Below are 24,310 nucleotides of genomic sequence, written 5' to 3'. Positions count from 1 at the left end.
GGATCCGATACCACGGCTGCCAGGATTCAAAGCCCCAGATCTTTGCGAACCTGTTCCCAGTTGTCGCGCGTCATCAGCGTGCCTGTCGTTTGCGTGTTGGCAGGCGGCTCCTTGTCTTCGGTGATCCAGGTGTAGAGATTGTCGGCACTCTGGCGGCCGTGCATGGTCGAACTGACGGCGATCGTGCCGTAGAAACCGGTCGCTTTCTCGCGCGAGAACTCGGCAAACGCCGCGCCCGAGCCATTGATACCTACGCCGATGACCTGGTCCGGGGCCAGACCGTACTGCTCGCTGGCACGAACGCCTCCCAACACGCTCTCTTCATTCAGCGCGTAGATGACCCAGTGTTCGAAATCACCATTTTTCGACAACACCGGTGATGCCGCCGCGAACGCGCTGCTAGTGTCGGTATTCTGCTGTGGAGCGTCGAAGATATTGTCCTTGACGAACCCGGCATCCAAGAGAGCATCGGTGGCGCCGTCGGTGCGCTCCTTGGCGGTCGGCAGTTCGTTGTTGCTGATGCGCAACGCCGCTACGCTCTGTGGATCCCAACCTCGAGCCTTCATCTCCTTGGCGATCGTTTCACCGACCTGCTGCCCGATCTTGTAACCCGACATGCCAAGATGTGGCACGGAGTCCATCGGCTTGCCATCTGCGCCGAGGAACTGGTCATCGACGGTTACCACCTTCATCCCATACTGCTTGGCACGATTGGCGATCGCCGGCCCCAGACGAACGTCCGGCGGACAGATCACGAAGCCCTGGGCGCCCTGGGAATTCAGGTTGTCGATCGCGCTGAGCACCTGCTGACCGTCTTCACCGGAGAGACGCACCACCTCGAACCCCTTCTGCTTTCCGAGTGCGCTCGCGGCATCCTGCTCATTGATGAACCACGCCTGCTCCGGCTTCTTGACGATGAAACCGATCTTGACGTCATCCTGGGCGTAAAGTGGCGCGGAACCCAAAACCAAGCTCGATACACCGAGTACGAGTAACGATGATTTAACAAAGCGAATCACTGGCGGCCTCCAGCCCCATCGGGGGCATTGGGGTTGTTATTAGATAGCCCGTGTCACGTCACGGCAGAAATGACAGTAAGCCGTAAGCCAATAACCGACTAATACGCACACTCACACAAAGCGATACATGATTTGCTATCAGCAAATCACGGAGATAACCAGCAGGCGGGCATCGCCTCCCGGAGACAACGCCCCGCCACGACTAAAGTCGTTTTAAGACTTTGGTTAAAACAGGCGTTTCATAACCATCAGGGCCGCCATGGTGGCGGCCCTGAGCGTGCCTTGGACAAGGCGATTGACGGGAGCGGCATCGAAGCCTGCCATCGGGATGCCCGTGGCGACCTAATTCGTGGCGAACCAATACGCGACGGGCTCAGTCGTGCGATCTATGAGGAGTGGAGCTGGGTGGAACGTGATTGGCCCTCCGACTGTGTGGTCGAGAAGCGATAAACGGTCCGCGAGTGATAGGTCTCGTCTGGCTTCAGGATCGTCGACGGAAAATTGGATTGATTGGGAGAATCGGGAAAATGCTGGGTCTCCAGCGCGAGCCCCGAGCGATGGGTATAAGCGCGGCCGCTCTTGCCGGTCAGGCTGCCATCGAGAAAGTTACCCGAGTAGAACTGCAGCCCCGGTTCAGTGGTAGAGACTTCGAGCACTCTGCCGCTTTGCGGCTCGGTCACTCTTGCTGCCAGCGCCAGATGGCCTGCCGCGCCCGGATTCTTGCTCAGCACGAAGTTATGATCGTAGCCCTTGCCGTAGGCCAGCTGGGTATTCTTCTCTCCCATCCGCGCACCGATCGCGGTCGGCCGGCGAAAATCGAACGGTGTGCCGCTGACATCGGCAATCTCGCCGGTCGGAATCAAGGTTTCGTTGACCGGCGTGAATCCGCTCGCATTGATCGTCAACTCATGATTCAGAATGCTGCCATGGCCTTCACCCTGCAGATTGAAGTAGCTGTGCTGGGTCAGATTGACCGGCGTCGCGCGGGACGTCTTTGCGCGATAGTCGATGGCAAGCTCATTATCGTTGGTCAGCGTGTAGCTGACCCGGGTCGAGAGTCGGCCGGGAAAGCCTTCCTCGCCGTCTTCACTGGTGTAGGTCAGTACGAGCCCGCGTCCTTCGCTCGAGGAAAACGGCTCGGCATGCCATAGGCGTTGATTGAAGCCGACGTCGCCGCCGTGCAGGGTGTTGGGACCATCGTTGGTCGGCAGCTGGTAGGTCTCGCCGTCGAGGCTGAAACGGCCATTGGCGATACGATTGCCGTAGCGACCGATCAAGGCACCAAAGTAGGGGTTGGCCCGCCGATAGGCATCCGAGAGATAATCGTCGAGCGAGTCGAAGCCGAGCACGATGTCATCCATCTGGCCCTGCAGGTCAGGGGTCTTCAACGACACGATGATGCCACCGTAGTTGATGACCCGCATCTCGATACCGTTTTCGTTGGTGATGCGATAGCAGTCGACCTCGCGTCCATTCGGCAACTGGCCGAAGGCGGATCGCTCGATGCCCGGTGGCAGGGCACTGGAGGATGATGAATCGATCGGCATCGTCTGCGCCTGGGCTTGTAAAAAGGCTTGGCCGATCATCAACCCGAACAGCCCGACGCCGAGATAGCGAGGAAAAGAAAAGACATGGCGTGTCATCGCAAGCTCCTGTTTTTCGTTTAGCTATACGTTTTGGTTATTATTTCTGTTTATCTCGACGTCAGCGCCAATCGGTTGCCGCCAATGACGTCCGTCTAAACCGTAGACCGCCGGCACCGATCTGACTATACGAGAACCGCACGACACGCCTCATAAAAACGTCGAATATTCGCCAGAGACAACATCATGAAATCCCAACCCACCGATCTGCTGTCCCCCGACTGGTTCCTCCGCGTCCGGCTCAAGCTTCGCCATCTTCAATTGTTCGTGGCGCTGGACGAGTGCCGCAATCTCCATCGGGCCGCGACCAAACTGGGCATGAGTCAACCGGCGGCCTCCAAGCTGCTGGGAGATCTGGAGCATCTGCTCGGGGTCTCGCTTTTCGATCGTCACTCTCGCGGCGTGACGCCCAACTGGTATGGCGAAAGCATGATTCGACACGCTCGCGGCATGTTGACCTCGCTCGCGCAGGCCAGCGAGGAGATCAATGCGCTCAGCGAAGGCAATGCCGGAACGGTTTCGATCGGTACCGTGCTGGCACCGGCGGTGACGCTGCTTGCCAGCGCCGTGGAACGCGTGCATCGCGACAGCCCCCACCTGGAGGTCAATATCGATGTCGATGTCAGTCGCAATCTGGTGCCGCGGCTACGCGACGGTGAGTTCGATTTCGCCATTGCTCGAATTCCCAGCGGCATGCCGGCCGGCGACTTCGTGTTTGAGGAGATCGGAGAGGAGGCGCTCTGTTTCGTCTGCCGCGCAGGACATCCTCTCGCAGCGCAGGAGACGTTCGACCTGACTGCGATGCTGGATTATCCATGGGTATTGCAACCCCCGGGGGCGCTGATGCGGCAACGCGTCGAGCATCTGTTCCTGCATCACAAGGTGGCGCCACCGCAGCGAATCATCAATACGCCGGATATCTATATGGCCCTGGCGATGGTCGACAAGTCGGATTCGGTCACGGTCACGACGCGGGAGGTCGCCGAACTCCTCTGCACGCAGCCGCGTTTCGTGATTCTGCCGTCGACGGATGCCCTCAGCGTCCAGCCATTCGGCCTGATCAGCCTGCGCGAGCGTCGCATGTCACCGGGCGCCGCCAAGTTGATGAGCACCCTGCATCAGATGATTCGTGAACGCCGAGCGCTCGAGTCGAAGGTGACGCCAACCGAGCCGCCCGCCTACAAGGACATCACGCTCTAAGCTCGCGGGGCCCTGAGCTTGTCACCTGCCACAATCCCCAAGCGGCTCGGGCATCTACCACTCCAGCGCCTGCTTGACGAACGGAATGGTCAGTCTGCGTTTGGCCGATAGCGATGCGCTGTCGAGCCGACGCAGGAGATCGAACAGCGGGTCCAGCTGACGGGGACCACGATGCAGGATATAGCGCCCTACCTCCGGTGGCAGCTCCATACCCCGGACTTGCGCTCGCAGCTGAAGCGCGGCCAGACGCTGCGTATCATCGAGCGGCTGGGCGTGAAACACCATGCCCCAGCTCAGCCGGGAAGCCAGATCCGGCAGCTTGATCTCGAGCTGGCGCGGCGAACGGTCGGCAGCGATCACCAAGCGTTTTCCGGCGTCGCGCAGGCGATTGAAGCCGTGAAACAGCGCCTCCTCCCAGCGCTTGCGCCCCGTCACCAGCTGCAGATCGTCGATCGCCAGCAGATCCAGGCGCTCCGGCTCTTCAAGGATGTCCGGCGGAAAATGCCCCAGCGTCTGCAGTGGCAGATAGAGTGCGCGCTTGCCCTGCGCGTCCGCGTTGTGACAGGCCGCCTGGAGCAGGTGGCTACAGCCCACGCCTTCACCGCCCCACAGATAGAGAAAAGGTTCGCCGCCCTCCTCCAATTGCTCGGTCAAATGCGACACCAGCGAGGCGTTGTTACCCGGCAGGTAGTTGGCGAAGGTGGCGTCATCGCGCAGCCCGATGCCGAGTGGCAGTTGAGACGGCCCAGGACTCATGTTGAACCATCCTCCTGACGCGGGTTTAGGGGATGCTCGCCGCCTGGCGAGCGATCGTGGAGCTGGCTGCCACGGTAGCGGTTGTAGACACCGCGCAGCAATACCATGATCCCGACCGCCACCGACAGCGCTTGGATTGGCGCCGAGATCGCCACCTGCATCCGATTGAACGCGCTCGGCACCGCCTCGGTCAGCAGCCAGACCGTCAACGCCACGCCCAGCACGCTCCAGATTTGCAGTTTTGTCATGGTGCTCTCGTCGCCCATCGGCTGCCCCCTCAATGAAGGCAATGCTACAATGCGCCCCGCTTAACATCATCCTTATTCCTTGGCTCCGCGAGAAAGGTCCTCCTATGACGCGCTCCTCTTCCGATACCCCGAATGCGCCCCGTTCGCCAGCCCCCCATTCCCTGACCTACCGCGACGCGGGCGTCGACATCGATGCCGGCAACGCGCTGATCGAGAGAATCAAGGGTGTCGCCAAGCGCACCGCGCGACCGGAAGTGATGGGCGGGCTCGGCGGTTTCGGTGCGCTGTGCGAATTGCCCAGCGGCTATCGCCAGCCGGTGCTGGTTACCGGCACCGATGGCGTGGGTACCAAGCTGCGTCTGGCCATGGACCTGAGCCGGCATGACACCATCGGCATCGATCTGGTCGCCATGTGCGTCAACGATCTGGTCGTCGCCGGTGCCGAGCCGCTACAGTTTCTCGACTACTACGCCACCGGCAAGCTGGATATCGATATCGCCGCCGACGTTGTGACCGGCATCGGCGAGGGTTGCAGCCAGGCCGGTTGCGCCCTCGTCGGTGGAGAGACAGCGGAGATGCCCGGGATGTACGCGGGCAGCGACTACGATCTGGCCGGTTTCTGCGTGGGCGTGGTCGAGAAGTCGGAAATCCTCGACGGCAGCAAGGTCGCTGAAGGCGACGTGCTGCTGGGCCTGGCCTCCTCCGGCCCGCACTCCAACGGCTATTCGCTGATTCGCAAGATCCTCGAGGTCGGCGGCGCCAAGCTCGACGAGAACCTCGACGGGAAGCCGTTGGCCGACCTGCTGATGGCGCCCACCCGCATCTACGTCAAGTCGCTGCTGTCGCTGATCAAGTCCAGCACCGTCGATGTCCACGCGCTGTCCCACATCACCGGCGGCGGGCTGCTCGAAAACGTACCCCGCGTATTGCCCGATAACCTGGCGGCGCGTATCGACGTCACCAGTTGGCAGCGCCCCGCCGTATTCGACTGGCTGCAGCAGCAGGGCAATGTCGAAGAGCGCGAAATGTACCGCGTACTCAACTGCGGCATCGGCATGGTGGTCGTGGTCGCTGCCGATCAGACCGATCAGGCGATCGCGCATCTCGAAGCTGCCGGCGAGACCGTCTATCGCCTGGGCGATATCGTCGCTCGCGAAAGCGATACGGAATCCGTCCTGCTGGAGAATCTCCCGACATGAGCGACGACCATCCTTCTCAGCAGCACGACACGCTGAACGACTTCGAGGCCGAGACGGCCGAAAAGCCGCGGGTCGTGGTGCTGATCTCCGGCAACGGCAGTAACCTGCAGGCGCTGCTCGACGCCCAGGAACATGGTGAGCTGGGCGGCGGCGAAATCGTCGCCGTGGTTTCCAACAAGGCCGATGCCTACGGGCTCAAACGGGCCAAGGACGCCGGTGTCGACGCCGTCGCGCTGCCCCATCGCGAATATGATTCGCGCGAAGCCTTCGATGCCGCACTGATCCGGGTAATCGATCGTCATGAACCCGACCTGCTGGTGCTTGCCGGTTTCATGCGCATCCTGACGCCATCCTTCGTCGATCGTTATCGGGGGCGCATGCTCAACGTCCACCCGTCGCTACTGCCTGCCTATCAGGGCTTGGACACGCATCGACGGGCGCTGGCCGACAACGTCTCGGAACACGGCGTCAGCGTGCATTTCGTCACCGAAGAGCTCGACGGTGGGCCGGTGGTCATCCAGGCGGTGGTCAACGTCGAGCCGAATCAAGATATCGACGAATTGATCGACAAGGTCCACGCTCGTGAGCACCTGATCTATCCGATCGCCGTGCGCTGGTTCCTCGAAGGCCGCGTCAAATTGTCACCCGAGGGCCAGGTGACGCTGGACAACATGCCGCTGCCCGCAACGGGTCTGCGCATGTCCCATGCCGACGCCGCCGAAGAGCTGGATGAAGATCTGGACAAAGATCTCGACGGCTGACATCCAGACTTTCCATCCAGACCCTCGGCCGGCAGCATAGCCGGCCTCGTTATTGCCTCGGATATTGATCTGAGGCTCGTCCTCCACTTGCCCTGACCGCAATCTTTGCCAGACTGAGATCACGTAATCGCCCGACGCATCGCCGGGCGAATGATCTCTACCGGCGATGCTTCAATCAGCAAGGAGGACAAACGATATGGATTATCGTCCGCTAGGCAATTCAGGCCTGATGGTATCGACGCTGACCCTGGGCACGGTGCCCTTCGGTGGCGCCAACGGTTTCGAGAAAGCCGCCAGTGTCGACGCCAAGGGCGCCAAGAAGCTGCTGGACATCGCCTTCGACGCCGGCGTCAATCTGGTCGACACTGCCGACCTCTACTCTCTCGGCCTGGCCGAAGAGATCACCGGCAAGGCGCTGGGCAATAAACGCAACGACATCATTCTCGCCACCAAGGGTCGAAGCCCGCTGGGTGACGATCCCAACGCCTCCGGCGCCTCGCGGTACCATCTTATCCGTGCCGTCGAAGCCAGTCTCAAGCGCCTCGGCACCGATCATATCGATCTCTACCAGCTGCACAACTGGGACGGCGTCACGCCGATCGAGGAGACGCTCGAGGCCATGCACCAACTGGTCGCCAGCGGCAAGGTTCGCTACTGGGGTACCTCCAATTATACCGGCTGGCAGATGATGAAGACGCTCGGCAAGGCCGAGACGCACAACATGATCAAACCGATCAGCCAGCAGATCTACTACACCCCGGAATCCCGCGAGGCGGAATACGAGTTGATGCCGCTGGCGATCGATCAGAACGTGGGGTCGCTGATCTGGGGGCCGCTGGGCGAGGGTTTCCTGACCGGCAAGGTACGCCGCGGCCAGAAGACACCGCCGGACACTCGTCAGGGCAACGGCTGGCCGGAACCCTACGTTCACGACATGGAACGCGCCTACGACATCATCGAGGCCCTGGCCGCCATCGGCGAGGCCCACGACTGTTCCATCCCGCGCGTCTGCCTGGCCTGGTTGAAGGATCGCCCGGGCGTGACCTCGTTGATCGTCGGCGCCCGCACCGAAGAGCATCTGCGCGACAATCTGGCGGCTGCCGATCTTAAACTGAGCCAGGAAGAGCATCAGCGGCTGGAAAAACTGACCCGCCCGGCCCCGCTCTATCCTTACTGGCATCGCGTGGTTTCCGGAATGGATCGTCTGGATCCGGCGGAAAAGCCGTTTCTGGACGGATTCGGCGAAACCATCAGCAACCGCACCGATGACCGCTCGGCCTCATGACAATCAACTAACTACCGAAGAACGTAAGCGAGGCAGGCAAGACAAGGAAAAAACGGCCGAAAAAGCGCAGTTTACGAGTTTGTAAATGAGCGCTTTAAGGCCGTTTTTGACGCAGTATTGTCAACGCAGGTAGTTCTTTCAGGTGCGCGGTAGCGTTACGCCGCGCTGACCCATGTACTTACCGCCACGATCCTTGTAGGAGACGTCGCAGACCTCGTCGGATTCCAGAAACAGCATCTGCGCCACGCCCTCGTTGGCGTAGATTCGCGCCGGCAGATTGGTGGTGTTGGAAAACTCCAGCGTCACGTGCCCTTCCCACTCCGGCTCCAGCGGCGTCACATTGACGATGATGCCGCAGCGCGCGTAGGTCGACTTGCCCAGACAGATCGTCAGAACGCTGCGCGGAATACGGAAATATTCCACGGTGCGCGCCAGGGCGAACGAGTTGGGCGGAATCACGCAGGCGTCGCCCTTGATATCGACAAAGCTCTTCTCGTCGAACGCCTTGGGATCGACGATCGCCGAGTGGATATTGGTGAACACCTTGAACTCGTCGGCGCAGCGCACATCGTAGCCGTAGCTGGAAGTTCCGTAGGAGATCACGCGCTGATTGTTCACGTGGCGGACCTGATCGGCTTCGAACGGCTCGATCATGCCTTCCCGCTCCGCCATCCGGCGAATCCAGTTGTCGGATTTAATGCTCATGCAGGCGTCCTTGAGACAGAAACTGACGTCATCTCGACGCCACGAATTCGATAGGAGTGATCTGATCGGGTCGATCTGATCGGGTCGATCTGATCGAGGCGTCATGATAGCGATCCGATTTCACGAAGGAAAAGAAAAAAGGAACCGAGTGACACGGCTGCGCTGGCAATGCCGCGCAGAATACGGCGAGTGAACCGCACTCTGCGCTTTCTGGCCCCCTTTCTGAGCGAAACCCGGCATCGAACGACAGCCCGCGACGGGCGAGTTCAGTCGCTGAATGAAATCGACGGGCCCGCGGTATCCTGCTCAGCGACACCACTGGCGACGGCGCGCGCCATGGCGCGGAACGTGGCGGCGATTTCGCCGTCCGGTTCGGCGACGACACTGGGCGAGCCGCCATCGGCCTGCTCGCGGATCGAGAGTTGCAGCGGCAATTGCCCCAGCAACTGGGTGTCGTACTGCTCGGCGATGTTCTCGCCGCCACCGGCACCGAAGATCGGCTCGCTGTGACCGCAGTTCGAGCAGATATGCAGGCTCATGTTTTCGACCACACCGAGCACCGGCACGTTGACCTTGCGAAACATCTCGATGCCCTTGCGCGCGTCGAGCAGCGCGATGTCCTGCGGCGTGGTGACGATCACCGCACCGTCGACCGGCACTTTCTGCGCCAGCGTCAACTGGATATCGCCGGTGCCCGGCGGCATGTCGATGAACAGAAAATCGAGATCGTCCCACAGCGTCTGGTTGAGCAGCTGCTGGAAAGCACCGGAGACCATCGGCCCACGCCACACCATTGGCTGATTGATATCGACCATGAACGCCATCGACATCGCCTGGATGCCGTGCGCCATCACCGGCTTCATGCTCTTCTCGTCGATCACCTCGGGCCGGGTATTCTCCGGCAGGCCGAGCATCCGGGCCTGGCTCGGGCCGTAGATATCGGCGTCGAGAAGACCCACGCGATACCCTTCCGCCGCCATTGCCAATGCCAGATTGGCGGTGACGGTGGACTTGCCGACGCCACCCTTGCCGGACGCCACGGCCACGATATGCTTGATGCCCTCGATCACGAACCACTCCTTGCAACGTTCAAAAACTGACTGGAATCAGTATAACGAGCCACGCCGCCAAACCCCTAACGACAATCCCCCTGTAAAAAATCAGGAAAGGCGCATGTCCGGCAGAACGACCGCAACGAGCCGCCCGCGCGCCGAGGCCACTAATGCGTCCACCGCATTCAGCGCGTCCACCGCACTCAGCGCGTTCAGCCGGTCAGCGACGACCGAGTTCGTCCTGCACGGCCAGTTTGGTACGAATGAAATCGCTGTGGGTCACGTAGAGCAGGTCAGCCAGGCGCCGGATGCGATGTTCCTCGAGCGCGGCGAGTTCGTGGTCGGCGTAGGCCAGCCGCCACATGGCCGCGATCAGCTCGACGCGCTGATCGTAGTCGTAACGTTCGTTGAGCAGAGAAACGTATTGGAAATGGTCCACCGCCTGCTCGACCTGCTGCTGGGCCTCCTGAATCAACGCCTTTGCAGCCGCTTCGTCCAGCGAGAACTGGGACATCAGAATGCGACGCAGCGTGGCCAGTTCTTGAGGGTCCACTTCATAATCGGCGCGCAGCACTTCGCTGAACAGCGCCGCCACTGCCAGCTGCGGCGTGACGGCGTCAGAGTCACCGGATTCCGGCGCGGTCAGAACACGCTGGAAGAACTGCTGAACGGTATCGAGCATGGATAAATCCCCTTGCGGTAAACGGCAAAAAAATGGGTAACGTTTCGACACCGAAAGCGCTGAAGGTTCCGTCAAGTGGTTCCGAGAAACCGGATCACTGCAACGAAAAAACCCGCAACCGAGGTTGCGGGTTCGACAGGCGAGCAGCGGCTACTCACGACTGAGAAAGCCGGTGATCAAGCGCCGTGGGCGGCGAGGAACTCCGGCGTCAGCTTGAGTTCGCTGTTGGAGTTGACGCCGATGCCGCGCGTGGTGACGTTGCGCGCGATCTGCTGCGCCTCGTCCAGCGAATGCATCTCCGCCGTGCCACACTGGTAGACGTTGAGCTCAGGAATCGACTTCTGATCGGTGAGTTCCAGCACGTCTTCCATCGCCGCTTTCCAGGCGGTGCCCACGGTCTGCTCATCAACCTGACCGATCAGGCTCATGTAAAACCCGGTACGGCAACCCATCGGCGAGATATCGATGATCTCGACGCCGTCGCTGTTGAGATGCTGACGCATGAACCCGGCGAACAGATGCTCGAGCGTGTGGATGCCGCGCTCGGACAGAATCTCTTCGTTGGGAATGCAAAAACGCAGGTCGTAGACGGTGATGTTATCGCCAGCCGGAGTTTTCATCTGCTTGGCGACGCGTACCGCGGGTGCATTCATCTTGGTGTGGTCGACCATGAAACTATCGAGTAATGGCATGCTCGTCTCCTTCTCGTATGTTCGAACGTGTACCTACTTTAGCACGCTAATCGGCACTGTCATCCGCCGGCTTCCTGGTAGCAAGCCGTAGGCGCTCTGTATCGTCACCCGTCCAGTTCCGGGTAGTGACGGAAAATTCCCCCTTCGTTGAAGTCGAGGCGACGATCCGAAGTCAGATAGGCCGCGAGCCGATCACGCTGACTGACACGATCGACCAGCGCCGTCACTTCCGGCAGCTCCGGCTCCAGTCGCTCCATGGCGCGGGGGAAGGCGTAGCGCAGCCCGGTTACCACCTGGAACAGCGACAGATCCACGTAGCTGTGGGCCGTACCCACCAAGTAGGCCTCGTTGCCAGCGTTGACGGCCAGCACCCGTTCGAAATAATTGAGGAACTTGGGTAGCCGCTCCTGGACGAAGATCGCGCCGCGTCGCTTCGCTTCCGCCTGCTGATCCTCGTAGTAGAGCGAGGCACCGAGCGGATGGTGCGTATCGTGAATTTCGGCGACGAAATCCGTCAGCGTCAGCTGCAAACCGTTGGCCCACACACGACTCCCCTCGTCCTCCGGTATCAGACCTAACCGGGGGCCGAGAAACTGCAGGATATTGGCAACGTGGGAGACTACGAACTCGTCGGCCTTGAGTATCGGCGGCGCGAAATGTGGTTGGCCGATTTCACCACCGTGAAGAAATTCGCTGACCGCGCCGGCACCGCCACCGTTGCTCTCCGAAGTTTTACCGATATCGATATACTCGGCCCCGGCATCCTCGAGCGCCAGACGGACGAATTCCCCGCGGCCGGGAATGCCTGGCCAGTAATAAAGTTCGTATTGCATCGCTCTCTCCCTGGGGTGAATGAGACTCTTCCTGGAGACTCCCTGCTTGCTGTTCCTTGCCATGGTTGCTGATCGTTTCAGCGTAGCAGTTCAGTCGGGAGTGGCGATGAGTCCGCCCGGGATCGACGCATTGCCGCTTTTGTGAGCCTAGCGGTCGTAAAAAAGCCGAACCGGCAATGGCCGGTTCGGCTCGATCCATTTTGCGTGAAGCGTGGGTCACCGATGCTCGGTTAACGACACGCCACGGCCTGACGCAGCGTGCTTTTCACCCACAACCGCTGGTCATCCGGCGTTCTACCCTGATCATTCCACTGCTGCGTGGTCTGGACGCAGAACGAACCGAGATTCTCCACCGCCGGCGCGGCCGCTTCCGGGCGCTCGCCGCCAATACGCAGAACATCGGTGTTGTTCGACTGGTAATTGGGCGCAAAAGTGTTGGAGGCGCAGCCGGCCATCGCCACGACCAAACCAGATACCATCAGCATACGGCGCAATGCCATCGTGAATAAGTCCTCGAAAAGCGCCTGACACCGCTCACGAACGTGGCCGGTCGCACTGGCGCAACACCGGCACGATTGCCGGCAGCGGCTAGATATCACCGCTTCGACGGGGCGTCAACGCCTTTTCGAGTCAAGTCGGCCGCATCGTCCTGACGACCTAGACAGGTGTCAGAACAACCCCAGTTGTTGATCGGTCAATCTGGCGAAGTCATCGCCCACGAACGGCAGAATGCCGTCGGCGACAGGTGCCAGCTGGCGGCTGACGTAGTGCTGGTAATCGATCGCCGAGCGCCGATTTTCCAGTGGCTCGGGACCGGCGACGGTCATCACGTAGCGAATCCAGCCACCGTTCTGGTACTGCAGCGGGCGCTTCATCTGACGATTGAAGTCGTCGGCCAGTCGCGCGGCGCGAACGTGGGGCGGCACGTTGCGCTGGTAATCGTCGAGCTTGCGGCGCAATCGCTTGCGGTAAACCAGATCGTCGTCATGCGCACCCGCCAGCGTATCCCGGACGGTCTCGCACACGTAGTCGCGATAGGCTTCACCCGCAAAAATCCGGCGATAAAGCTCGCGCTGGAACGTCTTCGCCAGTGCCGACCAGTCGCCACGCACGGACTCGAGCCCCTTGAACACCAGCCGTTCACTGCCATCCGCTTCGCGTACCGACCCCGCGTAACGCTTCTTGCTGCCCTCTTCCGTACCGCGGATGGTCGGCATCAGAAAGCGGGTAAAATGCGTTTCGAACTGCAACTCCAGGGCGCTCTCCAGATCGAGAGTCTCTCGCAGATGCTGCTGCCACCAGGCGTTGACGAGAGAAACCAGCCGCTGACCGATCTCGTCCGCTTCCTCCGCGCCATGCTCCCTGCCTAACCAAACGAAGGTGGAGTCGGTATCACCATAGATAACGGTATAACCTTCAGCTTCGATCAACTCCCGCGTGCGGTGCATGATCTCGTGACCACACATGGTAATCGACGACGCCAGTCGCGGATCGAAGAACCGGCAGCCACGCGAACCCAGCACGCCGTAGAACGCATTCATGATGATCTTGAGCGCCTGGGCCAACGGCGCGTTGCCGTCGCGCTTGGCCGCCTCGCGCCCTTTCCACACCCGTTCGACGATCGCTGGCAAGGCGTGGGTCGAACGCGAAAACCGTGCGCCCAGAAAGCCGGGCACCGACTGGGCCTCATTCGGCGTGCGCAGACCTTCGATCAACCCGACCGGATCGATCAGAAACGTGCGGATGATCGAGGGATACAGGCTCTTGAAATCGAGCACTAGCACTGAGTCGTAGAGCCCGGGGCGGGAGTCCATGACATAGCCACCAGGGCTATCGTCACCATCGCGGGCACCCAATGTCGGGGCGACGAACCCTAGCCGGTGCATGCGTGGCAGATAGAGGTGCGAAAACGCCGCGACCGAGCCGCCGCTACGATCCGCGGCCAAGCCCGTCACGCTCGCTCGCTCGAGCAGGAAGTCCATGATCCGGGTATGTTCGAAAATCCGCGTGACTAGCTCGCAATCCTTGAGGTTGTAGCGCGCCAGCGCCGGCTTGTCTTCGCCGAACATGCGGTTGATGTCCGCCATGCGCTGGTAAGGATTGTCGATCGCCTTGCCCTCGCCGAGCAGCGTCTGCGCCACGTTTTCGAGACTGAACGACGGGAAACTCCAGGTCGCAGAGCGCAGTGCTTCGATACCATCGATTGCCAATCGCCCGGGGATGGTGACGAAATGGTGGTTAGGCTGGTTGCCATGAGCGCGCCACTCCACTGGTGCGCCACCTCTTCCTAGATTCAGCGGCACGTTCAAACGTTCGGCGTGACGCTGCAACTGGCGCAGATCGAACTGGATCACGCTCCAGCCGATGATCGCATCGGGATCGAAGCGCGCGAACCATGCGTTGAGCGCATGCAACAGATCGGCGCGCGTCGCGCAGTAGATCAGCTCGAAATCGCGCTGGCGATCCGCTTCGCTAGCTCCACCCTTCGATGGACCGAGCATGTAGACGACCCGCTGGCCGCAGCCGTGCAGGCCGATCGAATAAAGCTCGCCGCGCTCGCTGGTTTCGATATCCAGCGAGCAGAGCTTCAGAGCCGGGCGATAATCCGGCGCCGGCTTCAGCTGGGCGTCCAGAATCGTACCGTCCTCGATCTCGCGGCCGGTGACCCTGACCGGGGCGGTGATGAAGCGTTCCATCAGATAGCGATCCGGCGGCCGCACATCGGCCTCGAACACATCGATGCCGGCATCGCCGAGACGCCGTTCCAGATTCATCAGCTGACGATGGTGCCGACAATAGAGCCCCGACACCGGCCGCTGATCGAAGTCCTTCAGCTCCAGCTCACGTAGTTCGACATCGCGTTCGGCGCGGATCAGGCGCTCGACGGCCTCGCGCTGATCTGTCGGAAAGAAAGCCACCGAAACCTGAGGCGGCAAGTGCACCAGCCGCGGCCCATCGTCGGTAGCCAGCCACAGTGAGACATCCGTACCGGCCGGCGTGTCCTGCCAGTGACGGGTCAAGATGAAGCCCTGCCTTTCGACGAAATTCCTTTCCACGGAAGTCTCTTGCACGATAGTGGACACTCATCCCGCTCGTTTCAGAAAGTGAGCACCCAGGGCAGTACGTACCCGAGGTAGATCGGTATCAACAGGGGCGCGGCCAGGGTGGTGATCAAAACCGCGATGGCTCCTTTCTCGGGGCGAATCTCCAGCTCCATGGCAATGACCACCACGTTGGCGGCCATCGGTACCGCACCGATCAGCAGAAACGCCAGCACCAGCGAATCCGAAATGCCCACGCTCGCTCGCAGCAGAATCACCATCAGCAGCGTCGCCAACGGCCAGACGACGAAACGCACCAGCACGCAGCCGGCCACGAAACGACCATCGAAGGCCCGCCACGTGACCCGCCCCAGGGTCATGCCGATGATCATCATGCCCAGTACGGTGAAGCAGTACTTGAAGTAGTCGAGCCCCTCTGCGGCGATCTCGGGAACGTGCCAATCGAGTGCGCTGATCAGCATGCCGGCCAGGAACGCGTAGATCAGCGGCAACTTCGCCAGTCTGACGAGGCTCTCCCTGACCGAAAAACGTCCGCGGGCACTGACGTAGAAGCCGACCGTGAATTCGTACAGCGAGATGCCCAGCATGCAGAAGAGATAGAGCGTGACGCCCTCCGGCGGCAGCAGTACCAGCGCGATCGGAAAGCCGAAATAACCGGTATTGCCGGTTCCCGCTGAAAAGGCCAGTAACGCCCGCTCCTGATCGGCAAAAAAGCGCGCGGCCACGACATTGACGATCAGGCACAAAAACGCTGCCAGCAGCCATACACTGCCCGTCAGGACGAGCTTGTCGGGGCTGGGCTGCCCCTGGGTCAGGCCGTGAAAGAAGGTCAGCGGCGAAATGATGTAGACGAGCAGGGTCGCGATCGGTCGCGGGTCGACTTTCAACAGCCGCCCGGCCACCCAGCCCAGAGCCACGAAAATGAGCAGCATCCACAGTGACTGTGAGAGATCGATATCAGCCATCCCGGGCTCCTGACGCGGCGGACTGCAGTGATTTGGCCGCTAACTGTAACACCCGAAACCGACGCGAGCTGGCTTTCCCTCTGGTTGAAGGACGGTCAAGGCACGATCTCGACAGCCTCATCGACCAGCTTTCCCGCCACGAAACGCAGATGGTAGCGCGCGCCCGACCTCGGGCCGTAGACCCAGCGCTCGACCGTGACCGCACCCTCGACGACATGCCCGCCACGTTTCTGCGGCAGTTCGATCACGCGCGACGCAGGCGTGCCGCATTTGCTCAGGACCTGCTCGGGCGAATCACCATCCGCGGTGAGTCCGTTGTCACAGCGCATCGCATGGGCCGACCCGGTCATTCCAATCAACACCGACGCTGTCAGCCACAACCCAAGCTTTGCGCGAGTCCAGGGTAAATCCATTCCTCCCTCCCTAGATTCATCACGTTTTGCGTCGCTTCAGGAAGGACCGGGCGTCGACAACAGAGGAATCCGCCGCTGCGTCGAGGCGATGATGCAGAACAGCAGGAACACCTGAAACGGTAATCGCCACAACAGCACCCATTCCGGCACCATGGGAAATAGTTCAGGGTGCAGCCACATGTAGACGTTGGCCGGCGTCACGCAGATCGTCAGCGCCACCAGCCCCCATCCCGCCAGCGATCGATAGCGTGGAAGCAAGATACCGACGGCGCCCAGCAGCTCGAAGAGGCCGCTGATCAGCACCGCCGCCTCGGGCCAGGGCAAACCCGGTGGAATAATCGAGACAAATGCATGCAGCATCACGAAGTGGCCGATGCCACCGACCGCGAACCAGATGAAGACGAGAGAGAGGCCTGCAATGCGCCAGACACGACGATGAGAAGCGATGAAAGTCACCAGTATTGGAAAATGAATGAGCCTACATCAGAAGCATAGAACACTCGCGACCAGGACTCCCTGTCGGGCCCTCGGGTTCATGGCGGCGCGCCCTTTCCGGCGCAAAGTCACTGCCATCAGTGCTACAATCGTCGACCAAGTTTTCAGCCTATCCATCCCGTGGGGCCTTCGATACCGCGCCGCCTCGGGTTTCGTTACGGGAATGTTCCAGTCGCCATGTCGAACAACGCCTCGCTTTCGCGCCAGATCCTCGTCACCAGCGCACTGCCCTATGCCAACGGCTCGATCCATCTGGGCCACCTGCTGGAATATATCCAGACCGATATCTGGGTGCGTTTCCAGAAGAGCCGCGGCCACGAGTGCTATTATGTCTGCGCGGACGATGCCCACGGTACCGCGATCATGCTGCGTGCCGAGCAGGAAGGCATTACCTCCGAGCAGCTGATTGCCAAAGTCAGTGAAGAGCACCAGGCGGATTTCGCCCGGTTCGGCGTCGCCTTCGACAACTACCACTCGACCCACTCGGAAGAGAACCGCGCCCACAGCGAGCGCATCTATACCGTGCTGCGCGATGCCGGTCACATCAGCACTCGCGATATCGAGCAGATGTACGATCCGGTCAAGGGCCTGTTCCTGGCCGACCGCTTCATCAAGGGCACCTGCCCCAAGTGCAAAAGCGAGGACCAGTACGGCGACAACTGCGAAGTGTGCGGTGGGACCTACACCCCGGCGGAGCTGATCAATCCGGTGTCGGCGATCAGTGGCGCCACGCCGGAAGTGCGCACTTCGACCCACTACTTCTTCAAGCTGCCGAACTTCGAGGAGTTCCTCAAGCAGTGGACGCGCTCCGGTCGCGTGCAACCGCAGATCGCCAACAAGCTGCAGGAGTGGTTCGAGGCCGGTCTCAACGAGTGGGACATCTCCCGCGATGCGCCCTACTTCGGCTTCGAGATCCCCGATGCGCCGGGCAAGTATTTCTACGTCTGGCTGGACGCGCCGATCGGCTATCTGGCCAGTTTCCAGAATCTGTGCGATCGCGAAGGCCTCAATTTCGACTGCTACTGGAAGGCGGATTCCCGCGCCGAGGTCTATCACTTCATCGGCAAGGACATTGTCTACTTCCATGCGCTGTTCTGGCCGGCGATGCTCGAAGGTGCCGGCATGCGCACGCCGACCGGGGTCAACTGCCACGGCTTCGTGACCGTCAACGGCGCCAAGATGTCCAAATCTCGCGGCACCTTCATCAAGGCGCAGACCTACGCCGAATATCTCAATCCGGAGTATTTGCGCTACTACTTCGCCGCCAAGCTAACTTCCGGCGTCGACGATCTCGACCTCAATCTCGCGGACTTCACGGCACGAGTGAATTCGGATCTGGTCGGCAAGGTGGTCAATATTGCCAGCCGCTGCGCCGGCTTCATCAAGAAACTCGCCGACGGCCGGCTCTCCTCGACCTGCGCCGAGCCGGAGCTGGTCGCCCGATTCATCTACGCCGGTGACGAGATCGCCGCCGACTTCGAGGCGCGCGAGTTCGGCCGCGCCATGCGCAAGGTGATGGAGCTCGCCGACGAAGCCAATACCTACATTGCCGACAAGGCGCCGTGGGTGCTGGCGAAAGAAGAGGGTCGCGAGCAGGAAGTGATCGATATCTGCTCGGTGGGCATCAACCTATTCCGCACCCTGATGGTCTACCTGCAGCCGGTGGTGCCGGCGATGGCCGAGCAGGCGCGTGTCTTCCTGCAGGTCGACAGTCTCGACTGGGAAAGCCGCCAACACGTGCTGGAAGGCCACGTTATCGGCAAGTTCAAGCCGCTGATGACTCGCGTCGAAAGCGACAAGATCGAATCGATGATCGAGGCTTCCAAGGAAGTGCTCGAGGAGGAGAAGAAATTGACCGGAAAAGCCCCCGCCGATTCCACGGGTGACGACGCCTCCACCATCGAACCGATCAGCGACGAGATCGCGTTCGACGATTTCATCAAGGTCGACCTGCGGATCGCCAAGATCGAGAAGGCCGAGTATGTCGAAGGCTCCAACAAGCTGCTCCAACTGACGCTGGATTTGGGTGGCGAAACGCGCACCGTGTTCTCCGGCATTCGCAAGGCCTATGCGCCGGAAGCGCTAGAAGGCCGGCTCACGGTGATGGTCGCCAACCTGGCGCCGCGCAAGATGCGCTTCGGTGTCTCGGAAGGCATGGTGCTGGCCGCGGGCGACGAAGGCGGGATCTATCTGATGTCGCCGGACAGCGGCGCCAAGCCCGGCCAGCGAGTCACCTGATCGGCAGTCAGCGCCAGACTCGATGAACGCGCGGCTCCGGTCGCGCGTTCTGCTTGGGCCTGATGGCAGGCCTGAATCTCGAAGCGTCCGTGGCAAACGTCTATAATGCCGCGCTGTCCCTGCCAGGGGGCGGCCGTTCGTCCCGCTTTTCGGAAATCTCATGACAGTCGCCATCACCGTTGAACGCATCGATGCCGAATTGCCGCAGACTCAATGCGGCAAGTGCGGGCACGACGGCTGTCGCCCCTACGCGGAAGCGATCGTCGAGGGAGAGGCGATCAACCGCTGCCCACCGGGTGGCGAGACGACTCGTGATCGACTGGCAACGCTCACCGGCCAACCCCCGCTCGAACTGATCGAGCCGCCCCAGACGCCGCTTATGGCGGTGATTCGCGAAGCCGAATGCATCGGCTGTACCAAGTGCATTCAGGCCTGCCCGGTGGACGCCATTCTCGGCGCGGCCAAGCAGATGCACACGGTGATCGAATCCGAGTGCACCGGTTGCGAACTCTGCGTTGCGCCCTGCCCGGTCGACTGCATCGATCTCATCGAGCATCCCCAGTGGGCAGATGCCCGAAACGACGCCGAGCAGCAGCGATATCTCGACTGGCGTGCCGAAAACGGCCGCCAGCGCTTTGTCGCACGCAATGCCCGCCTGGCACGCAAGGCCGAGGAGAAGCGCCGCAAGCAGCGGGAACGCCGCGCCGCCGCGGCTCGCGCCAGCACGACATCCGACGAGGCAGCGCCAAAAGAACACCACCAGCCCGTCCCCATCGACACCACGGCGCTGAAAGCGCAGCGGGCGACACTGACGGCGCGTCGGAAACGCCTACACCGGCAGCTGGATAAAGCTGACGACGCGCAGCGCCCTGCGCTTCTCGAACGCCTGGAGGGCTTCGACCACCAGCTCGAAGCCGTCGATCGCCAGCTCGGCTCGGCATCGTCGTCAACTCCCCCCCGTGATCATCAGCATATTGCCGTGGCCGCGGCCGAAGAGGCCAAACGCAAGGCACGCCAGGAACTGGCCCATTTTCAACGCCAGGGCGATCAGGATGGCGTCGCTCAGGCGCAAGACAAGATACTTGCGGCGGAGCGGCTGCTCGCTTTTGCCAACGGCGCGCCGGCCGATCGAATCGAGACTGACCACTCCACGGCCAATCCGCCCGCCGATAGCAGCGGCGACGATGACGGGACGACCTCATGAACGCGACCAAACGTGAACAGATTTTCGCTCGCCTCAAGGCTGACAACCCTACGCCGACCACCGAGTTGAACTGGTCGACGCCTTTCGAGCTATTGGCAGCGGTACTGCTATCGGCGCAGGCAACGGATGTGGGCGTCAACAAGGCGACGGCAAAGCTGTTTCCGGTGGCCAATACGCCGCGAGCGATCATCGATCTCGGCATCGATGGCCTGAAGACGCACATCAAGACCATCGGCCTGTATAACACCAAGGCCGACAATCTGATGAAGACCTGTCATATCCTGGATGGGCAGCACGACGGCGATATCCCGCGAACGCGGGAAGAACTGGAAGCGCTCCCGGGCGTCGGTCGCAAGACCGCCAACGTGATCCTGAACACGGCCTTCGGCGAGCTCACCATGGCGGTCGACACGCATATCTTTCGCGTCGCCAATCGCACCCGAATCGCCAAGGGCAAGAACGTGCTGGAGGTGGAACGCCAGCTATTACGCCACGTGCCCCGGGCCTATCTCAAGGACGCCCACCACTGGCTGATTCTGCACGGCCGCTACACCTGTCTGGCACGCAAGCCGCGCTGCGGCAGCTGCGTGATCGAGGACCTGTGCGAGTATCCGGACAAGATCGATATCGGCTGACCCGGAACCGATAATCGGCGAGTCACGATCAGGCGTACGCGGGCATTCTCAGGGGGTCAGGGACTCGGGACTCAGAGCTCAGGGGCTGGATTCCGGTTCCTGACCACCGTCGTCATCGGCGCCATCCTCCGACGGCACGGCATCTTCCCCGCTGGATTCCGGCGCCGCGGGTGCAGTTTCCGGCAGACGGCTTCCTTCAGAGTTGTCCAACGCGTCGTCACCCGCTGTCGACGACATCTCCTGCGCGCCAGTGGCACTCGTTTCGGTCGCCCCCTCGCGACTGTAGACCACCTTGCGCGTGCCCCCGTCGCAGCTACCGACCACCTCGGCACCGGCGAAAGCCTCGCCTTCTCTGACGACATCGCCTTCCACCTGGGCGTTGTCGACGATCTCGAGCAGGAAGTGCCGCGCGCCATTGTCTCGGATCGTGCGATCGATTTCCGCTTTCAGACGCTCGCAGGCCAGTCGAGTTTGCGGCTGTTGATCGAACGGAGAAGTTGCCGACTGCGCCTGAGCCCAGCTCAGCGACGACACCAGACCGGCAGTGCTCAGACCCGCGACTACCGCGGCTTTCCAGGAAGAGAATGGCATCGCTAATTCCTCAGCTCGTTGAACGCGACATCACCAGACGTGCTGGCCGTTCGCGTATTCGTGATCTCGAACGCCATGTTGCCGTATCGACTGGACATCGCGTCCGGTATCGGGACGCTTCATAGCTGAAATTCACCACCTTTTTCGATCGCCCGCTGATAGGCCGGCCGCTCGCGCATGTTCTGCAGCACTTTCTGGATCTGGGGATAGTCAGAAAGGTCGGTACGGCTCTCTGCCGCCAGCAGCGGGAAACTCATCTGAATATCCGCCGCCGTGAACTGGTCCCCGGCGAACCAGGCGTGTTGACGGAGTTCACTCTCCCAGTAGTCACAGTGCAGGCGAAGCTGCGGATCGAGGAATTTCTGACGAACCCCATTAGCCAGCAACTTGCCGATCGGACGAATGATCGCCGGGACCGGTGGCTTGCCCAGTTTCGAGAACACCAGCCGCATCACCAGCAACGGCATCGCCGAGCCCTCGGCATAGTGAAGCCAATGGGTGTAGCGCAAGCGCTCCGGCGTGCCGGCTTGCGGGACCAGCGACTCGCCGTGATAACGATCGACGAGATACTCGATGATCGCGCCGGATTCGGCCACCGTATGAGCCTCGTCGGTGATCACCGGCGCCTTGCCCAACGGATGGACTTTCTTCAGCTCGGGGGGCGCCAGCATGGTGACGGGATCACGCCGGTAGGTCTTTATCCGATACTCGACGCCCAGCTCTTCCAGCAGCCACAGAATACGCTGCGAGCGCGAGTTTTCGAGATGGTGAACCGTGATCATGAGCGGGCTTCCTTGCCGGATAGTCGAAGGTTTCGACCTGGATAGGTCGATAGAGCTCTCGGGTTCAGTTAACAATAGAGAGCGATCGACAAAGTCGCCAATCGCAAAAACGGCGCCGTAAAGGCGCCGTGGATAAGATCAGCCGAGCGTCATCAATGCTCCTGCTCGAACATCTCGTCGCCGATGTCATCGATGTAACGCTGGCTCTTGGCGACCGTCAACTCGACGCAGGCATCTTCGCCGGGGACGACATCGGAGCGCTCGAACCGGCGCTCCAGCGTCTCCCCACCTTCGACCGGTTTGCGAATCAAGCCGCTGACCCGATGCTGGCCGCCGACGTCCTGCGGATCCGGGATGATCAAAAATCCCTTGTACTCGATCGCCTCCCGCTCTTTCTTAGGCGCGGCGGGCTTGGCATCGCCACTGCCCAATAGTCCGGAAAACAGTTTCTTGAACATGTGTTGCTCCCGATATGCCTGCGACATGAGCCGTGGCATCGATGGTTGGCCGTGCCGTCGAGCGACTTCAGCTGGCCGAACGGCCCTTGCCCGCGGCGATCCGCAGACGCAGCGCATTGAGCTTGATGAAGCCCTCGGCGTCTTTCTGATCGTAGGCGCCGGCGTCATCCTCGAACGTCGCGATCGACTCGTCGAACAGCGACTGTTCGGATTGGCGCCCCACCACGATGGCATTGCCCTTGTAGAGCTTCAGGCGTACCACGCCGTTGACGAATTCCTGGGTTTCATCGATCGCCGCCTGCAGCATGCGGCGCTCAGGGCTCCACCAGTAGCCGTTATAGATGACCTTGGCGTACTTGGGCATCAGCTCGTCCTTGAGATGCGCCGCTTCGCGGTCGAGCGTCAGCGATTCGATCGCGCGGTGCGCGCGCAGCAGGATGGTGCCGCCCGGTGTCTCGTAGCAACCACGGGACTTCATGCCGACATAGCGGTTCTCGACGATGTCGAGACGGCCGATGCCGTTGTCGCCGCCCACCTCATTCAGCTTCGCCAGAACCTCGTGAGGCTTGAGCGGCTCGCCGTCGATCGCCACGACATCGCCTTTCTCGTAGGTCAGCTCGATATAGGTCGGCTTGTCCGGCGCGGCTTCCGGCGAGACGCTCCAGCGCCACATGTCTTCTTCGGCTTCGGCCCAAGGGTCTTCGAGAATGCCGCCCTCGTAAGAGATATGCAGCAGGTTGGCATCCATCGAGTATGGCGACTTCTTCTTGCTCTTGGAGAAATCGACAGGGATGTCATGCTCTTCGCAGTACGCCATCAGCTTCTCGCGCGACGTCAGATCCCACTCACGCCAAGGCGCGATGACCTTGACGCCCGGCTTCAGCGCGTAGGCGCCCAGCTCGAAGCGCACCTGATCGTTGCCCTTGCCGGTGGCGCCGTGGGAGATCGCATCGGCACCGGTCTCGTTGGCGATCTCGATCAGGCGCTTGGCGATCAGCGGGCGCGCGATCGACGTGCCGAGCAGGTACTCGCCCTCGTAGATCGTATTGGCGCGGAACATCGGGTAGACGTAGTCGCGAACGAACTCTTCCCGCAGATCCTCGATGTAGATTTCCTTGACGCCGAGCGCCTGCGCCTTGGATCGGGCCGGCTCGACTTCTTCGCCCTGGCCGATATCGGCCGTGAAGGTGACCACTTCGCAGTCGTAGGTTTCCTGCAGCCACTTCACGATCACGGAAGTGTCGAGGCCGCCGGAATAGGCGAGGACGACCTTCTTGATATCGGACATGCGACAGCTCCTTCGAGTTTCGTTGGACAAGGTTTCGGTGGCATACGGCGGTCGGCGACCGAACAAACGCTGGATTATAACGCCCCGGGCCTGCCGCGAACACC

The 24,310-nt window shown here is 61.2% G+C and carries 25 protein-coding genes and 1 pseudogene; 8 read left to right on the top strand and 18 right to left on the bottom strand.

Annotated features, from left to right (window positions below; genetic code table 11):
* Positions 1–26: 26 nt before the first annotated feature.
* Both DOM58_RS02540 and DOM58_RS02535 read right to left on the bottom strand, forming a co-directional pair.
* Positions 27–971: an arabinose ABC transporter substrate-binding protein gene (locus DOM58_RS02540; protein ID WP_245392121.1), complete on the bottom strand. Its 945-nt coding sequence runs from the start codon at positions 969–971 to the stop codon at positions 27–29.
* 434 nt (positions 972–1,405) lie between these two features.
* Positions 1,406–2,662, bottom strand: coding sequence for an aldose epimerase family protein (locus tag DOM58_RS02535; protein WP_245392120.1), 1,257 nt, complete (start codon positions 2,660–2,662; stop codon positions 1,406–1,408).
* Positions 2,663–2,848: 186 nt separating this feature from the next.
* Between DOM58_RS02535 and DOM58_RS02530 the strand changes: the two genes are divergently transcribed.
* Complete coding sequence (locus DOM58_RS02530; protein ID WP_083627756.1) at positions 2,849–3,862, top strand: LysR substrate-binding domain-containing protein; 1,014 nt, start codon at positions 2,849–2,851, stop codon at positions 3,860–3,862.
* A 54-nt stretch (positions 3,863–3,916) separates the two neighbouring features.
* On the opposite strand, the gene hda is transcribed toward DOM58_RS02530, so the two are convergent.
* Positions 3,917–4,618, bottom strand: coding sequence for a DnaA regulatory inactivator Hda (gene hda, locus DOM58_RS02525; RefSeq protein ID WP_075562000.1), 702 nt, complete (start codon positions 4,616–4,618; stop codon positions 3,917–3,919).
* Positions 4,615–4,866, bottom strand: coding sequence for a hypothetical protein (locus DOM58_RS02520; protein WP_157957477.1), 252 nt, complete (start codon positions 4,864–4,866; stop codon positions 4,615–4,617). The genes hda and DOM58_RS02520 overlap by 4 nt, the downstream gene beginning before the upstream one ends.
* Before the next feature lie 104 nt (positions 4,867–4,970).
* Between DOM58_RS02520 and purM the strand changes: the two genes are divergently transcribed.
* The 3 genes from purM (at position 4,971) to DOM58_RS02505 (ending at position 8,111) form a co-directional block, all read left to right on the top strand.
* Positions 4,971–6,065: a phosphoribosylformylglycinamidine cyclo-ligase gene (gene purM / locus DOM58_RS02515; protein WP_110691660.1), complete on the top strand. Its 1,095-nt coding sequence runs from the start codon at positions 4,971–4,973 to the stop codon at positions 6,063–6,065.
* Positions 6,062–6,826, top strand: a complete 765-nt coding sequence (gene purN, locus DOM58_RS02510) for a phosphoribosylglycinamide formyltransferase (RefSeq protein ID WP_110691659.1) — start codon at positions 6,062–6,064, stop codon at positions 6,824–6,826. Before purM ends, purN begins: the two co-directional genes overlap by 4 nt.
* 196 nt (positions 6,827–7,022) lie before the next feature.
* Positions 7,023–8,111, top strand: a complete 1,089-nt coding sequence (locus DOM58_RS02505; protein ID WP_110691658.1) for an aldo/keto reductase — start codon at positions 7,023–7,025, stop codon at positions 8,109–8,111.
* A 138-nt stretch (positions 8,112–8,249) separates the two neighbouring features.
* Here the strand turns inward: DOM58_RS02505 and dcd are convergent, their stop codons facing one another.
* The 10 genes and pseudogenes from dcd to DOM58_RS02455 all read right to left on the bottom strand — a co-directional run bounded on the left by dcd (position 8,250) and on the right by DOM58_RS02455 (position 16,875).
* A complete protein-coding gene (dcd, locus tag DOM58_RS02500) occupies positions 8,250–8,816 on the bottom strand; it encodes a dCTP deaminase (RefSeq protein ID WP_075561995.1) in 567 nt (188 codons plus the stop codon).
* A gap of 266 nt (positions 8,817–9,082) precedes the next feature.
* Positions 9,083–9,898 (bottom strand): annotated as a pseudogene (gene apbC / locus DOM58_RS02495) (iron-sulfur cluster carrier protein ApbC); the annotation flags it as partial.
* 190 nt (positions 9,899–10,088) lie between these two features.
* On the bottom strand, positions 10,089–10,550 hold the full coding sequence (locus DOM58_RS02490; protein WP_110691656.1) for a tellurite resistance TerB family protein: 462 nt from the start codon (positions 10,548–10,550) through the stop codon (positions 10,089–10,091).
* A 176-nt stretch (positions 10,551–10,726) separates the two neighbouring features.
* A complete protein-coding gene (luxS, locus tag DOM58_RS02485; protein ID WP_075561992.1) occupies positions 10,727–11,242 on the bottom strand; it encodes an S-ribosylhomocysteine lyase in 516 nt (171 codons plus the stop codon).
* Between the two features lie 104 nt (positions 11,243–11,346).
* On the bottom strand, positions 11,347–12,075 hold the full coding sequence (locus DOM58_RS02480; protein WP_110691655.1) for a glutathione S-transferase: 729 nt from the start codon (positions 12,073–12,075) through the stop codon (positions 11,347–11,349).
* Positions 12,076–12,305: 230 nt separating this feature from the next.
* Positions 12,306–12,575 carry a hypothetical protein gene (locus tag DOM58_RS02475; protein WP_110691654.1) on the bottom strand — a complete coding sequence of 90 codons (270 nt, stop codon included), beginning with the start codon at positions 12,573–12,575 and terminating at the stop codon, positions 12,306–12,308.
* Between the two features lie 168 nt (positions 12,576–12,743).
* On the bottom strand, positions 12,744–15,131 hold the full coding sequence (locus tag DOM58_RS02470; RefSeq protein WP_110691653.1) for a DNA polymerase II: 2,388 nt from the start codon (positions 15,129–15,131) through the stop codon (positions 12,744–12,746).
* A 41-nt stretch (positions 15,132–15,172) separates the two neighbouring features.
* Positions 15,173–16,102, bottom strand: coding sequence for an AEC family transporter (locus DOM58_RS02465; protein ID WP_075561988.1), 930 nt, complete (start codon positions 16,100–16,102; stop codon positions 15,173–15,175).
* A gap of 95 nt (positions 16,103–16,197) precedes the next feature.
* On the bottom strand, positions 16,198–16,515 hold the full coding sequence (locus DOM58_RS02460; protein WP_223162122.1) for a DUF2845 domain-containing protein: 318 nt from the start codon (positions 16,513–16,515) through the stop codon (positions 16,198–16,200).
* A gap of 36 nt (positions 16,516–16,551) precedes the next feature.
* On the bottom strand, positions 16,552–16,875 hold the full coding sequence (locus DOM58_RS02455; RefSeq protein WP_245392119.1) for a DoxX family protein: 324 nt from the start codon (positions 16,873–16,875) through the stop codon (positions 16,552–16,554).
* Here DOM58_RS02455 and DOM58_RS17655 point away from each other — a divergent pair.
* The 4 genes from DOM58_RS17655 (at position 16,867) to nth (ending at position 21,087) form a co-directional block, all read left to right on the top strand.
* A complete protein-coding gene (locus DOM58_RS17655) occupies positions 16,867–17,010 on the top strand; it encodes a hypothetical protein (protein ID WP_188113781.1) in 144 nt (47 codons plus the stop codon). The genes DOM58_RS02455 and DOM58_RS17655 overlap by 9 nt on opposite strands.
* A 177-nt stretch (positions 17,011–17,187) precedes the next feature.
* Positions 17,188–19,248 (top strand): methionine--tRNA ligase, encoded by a 2,061-nt coding sequence (metG, locus tag DOM58_RS02450; protein WP_110691651.1) that lies wholly within the window; start codon positions 17,188–17,190, stop codon positions 19,246–19,248.
* Positions 19,249–19,408: 160 nt separating this feature from the next.
* A complete protein-coding gene (locus tag DOM58_RS02445) occupies positions 19,409–20,452 on the top strand; it encodes an RnfABCDGE type electron transport complex subunit B (protein ID WP_110691650.1) in 1,044 nt (347 codons plus the stop codon).
* Positions 20,449–21,087 (top strand): endonuclease III, encoded by a 639-nt coding sequence (gene nth / locus DOM58_RS02440; protein WP_110691649.1) that lies wholly within the window; start codon positions 20,449–20,451, stop codon positions 21,085–21,087. Before DOM58_RS02445 ends, nth begins: the two co-directional genes overlap by 4 nt.
* A gap of 78 nt (positions 21,088–21,165) precedes the next feature.
* On the opposite strand, the gene DOM58_RS02435 is transcribed toward nth, so the two are convergent.
* From DOM58_RS02435 to DOM58_RS02420, 4 genes are all read right to left on the bottom strand, one after another.
* Positions 21,166–21,678, bottom strand: a complete 513-nt coding sequence (locus DOM58_RS02435; RefSeq protein ID WP_110691648.1) for a DUF1161 domain-containing protein — start codon at positions 21,676–21,678, stop codon at positions 21,166–21,168.
* Between the two features lie 119 nt (positions 21,679–21,797).
* Positions 21,798–22,460, bottom strand: a complete 663-nt coding sequence (locus DOM58_RS02430; protein ID WP_110691647.1) for a glutathione S-transferase family protein — start codon at positions 22,458–22,460, stop codon at positions 21,798–21,800.
* A gap of 152 nt (positions 22,461–22,612) precedes the next feature.
* Positions 22,613–22,918, bottom strand: a complete 306-nt coding sequence (locus DOM58_RS02425) for an HlyU family transcriptional regulator (protein ID WP_110691646.1) — start codon at positions 22,916–22,918, stop codon at positions 22,613–22,615.
* Positions 22,919–22,985: 67 nt separating this feature from the next.
* The gene (locus tag DOM58_RS02420) at positions 22,986–24,206 is read right to left on the bottom strand and encodes an argininosuccinate synthase (RefSeq protein ID WP_110691645.1); all 1,221 of its coding nucleotides are present in this window, start codon (positions 24,204–24,206) and stop codon (positions 22,986–22,988) included.
* Between the last annotated feature and the right edge of the window lie 104 nt (positions 24,207–24,310).

The sequence above is a fragment of the Salinicola halophyticus genome (genome assembly GCF_003206695.1).
In the GTDB taxonomy this organism is placed as follows: Bacteria; Pseudomonadota; Gammaproteobacteria; order Pseudomonadales; family Halomonadaceae; genus Salinicola; species Salinicola halophyticus.
The sequence above is the reverse complement of the archived record's forward strand: the minus strand, read 5'-3'. Positions and strand labels throughout refer to the sequence as shown.

Bases quoted from the DNA above. Each gene is read 5' to 3' on its own strand.
- DOM58_RS02535 (WP_245392120.1), bottom strand. From the start codon at position 2,662: ATGACACGCCATGTCTTTTCTTTTCCTCGCTATCTCGGCGTCGGGCTG.
- DOM58_RS02530 (WP_083627756.1), top strand. From the start codon at position 2,849: ATGAAATCCCAACCCACCGATCTGCTGTCCCCCGACTGGTTCCTCCGC.
- hda (WP_075562000.1), bottom strand. From the start codon at position 4,618: ATGAGTCCTGGGCCGTCTCAACTGCCACTCGGCATCGGGCTGCGCGAT.
- DOM58_RS02520 (WP_157957477.1), bottom strand. From the start codon at position 4,866: ATGACAAAACTGCAAATCTGGAGCGTGCTGGGCGTGGCGTTGACGGTC.
- purM (WP_110691660.1), top strand. From the start codon at position 4,971: ATGACGCGCTCCTCTTCCGATACCCCGAATGCGCCCCGTTCGCCAGCC.
- purN (WP_110691659.1), top strand. From the start codon at position 6,062: ATGAGCGACGACCATCCTTCTCAGCAGCACGACACGCTGAACGACTTC.
- DOM58_RS02505 (WP_110691658.1), top strand. From the start codon at position 7,023: ATGGATTATCGTCCGCTAGGCAATTCAGGCCTGATGGTATCGACGCTG.
- dcd (WP_075561995.1), bottom strand. From the start codon at position 8,816: ATGAGCATTAAATCCGACAACTGGATTCGCCGGATGGCGGAGCGGGAA.
- DOM58_RS02490 (WP_110691656.1), bottom strand. From the start codon at position 10,550: ATGCTCGATACCGTTCAGCAGTTCTTCCAGCGTGTTCTGACCGCGCCG.
- luxS (WP_075561992.1), bottom strand. From the start codon at position 11,242: ATGCCATTACTCGATAGTTTCATGGTCGACCACACCAAGATGAATGCA.
- DOM58_RS02480 (WP_110691655.1), bottom strand. From the start codon at position 12,075: ATGCAATACGAACTTTATTACTGGCCAGGCATTCCCGGCCGCGGGGAA.
- DOM58_RS02475 (WP_110691654.1), bottom strand. From the start codon at position 12,575: ATGGCATTGCGCCGTATGCTGATGGTATCTGGTTTGGTCGTGGCGATG.
- DOM58_RS02465 (WP_075561988.1), bottom strand. From the start codon at position 16,102: ATGGCTGATATCGATCTCTCACAGTCACTGTGGATGCTGCTCATTTTC.
- DOM58_RS02460 (WP_223162122.1), bottom strand. From the start codon at position 16,515: ATGGATTTACCCTGGACTCGCGCAAAGCTTGGGTTGTGGCTGACAGCG.
- DOM58_RS17655 (WP_188113781.1), top strand. From the start codon at position 16,867: ATGCAGCATCACGAAGTGGCCGATGCCACCGACCGCGAACCAGATGAA.
- DOM58_RS02455 (WP_245392119.1), bottom strand. From the start codon at position 16,875: ATGCTGCATGCATTTGTCTCGATTATTCCACCGGGTTTGCCCTGGCCC.
- metG (WP_110691651.1), top strand. From the start codon at position 17,188: ATGTCGAACAACGCCTCGCTTTCGCGCCAGATCCTCGTCACCAGCGCA.
- DOM58_RS02445 (WP_110691650.1), top strand. From the start codon at position 19,409: ATGACAGTCGCCATCACCGTTGAACGCATCGATGCCGAATTGCCGCAG.
- nth (WP_110691649.1), top strand. From the start codon at position 20,449: ATGAACGCGACCAAACGTGAACAGATTTTCGCTCGCCTCAAGGCTGAC.
- DOM58_RS02435 (WP_110691648.1), bottom strand. From the start codon at position 21,678: ATGCCATTCTCTTCCTGGAAAGCCGCGGTAGTCGCGGGTCTGAGCACT.
- DOM58_RS02430 (WP_110691647.1), bottom strand. From the start codon at position 22,460: ATGATCACGGTTCACCATCTCGAAAACTCGCGCTCGCAGCGTATTCTG.
- DOM58_RS02425 (WP_110691646.1), bottom strand. From the start codon at position 22,918: ATGTTCAAGAAACTGTTTTCCGGACTATTGGGCAGTGGCGATGCCAAG.
- DOM58_RS02420 (WP_110691645.1), bottom strand. From the start codon at position 24,206: ATGTCCGATATCAAGAAGGTCGTCCTCGCCTATTCCGGCGGCCTCGAC.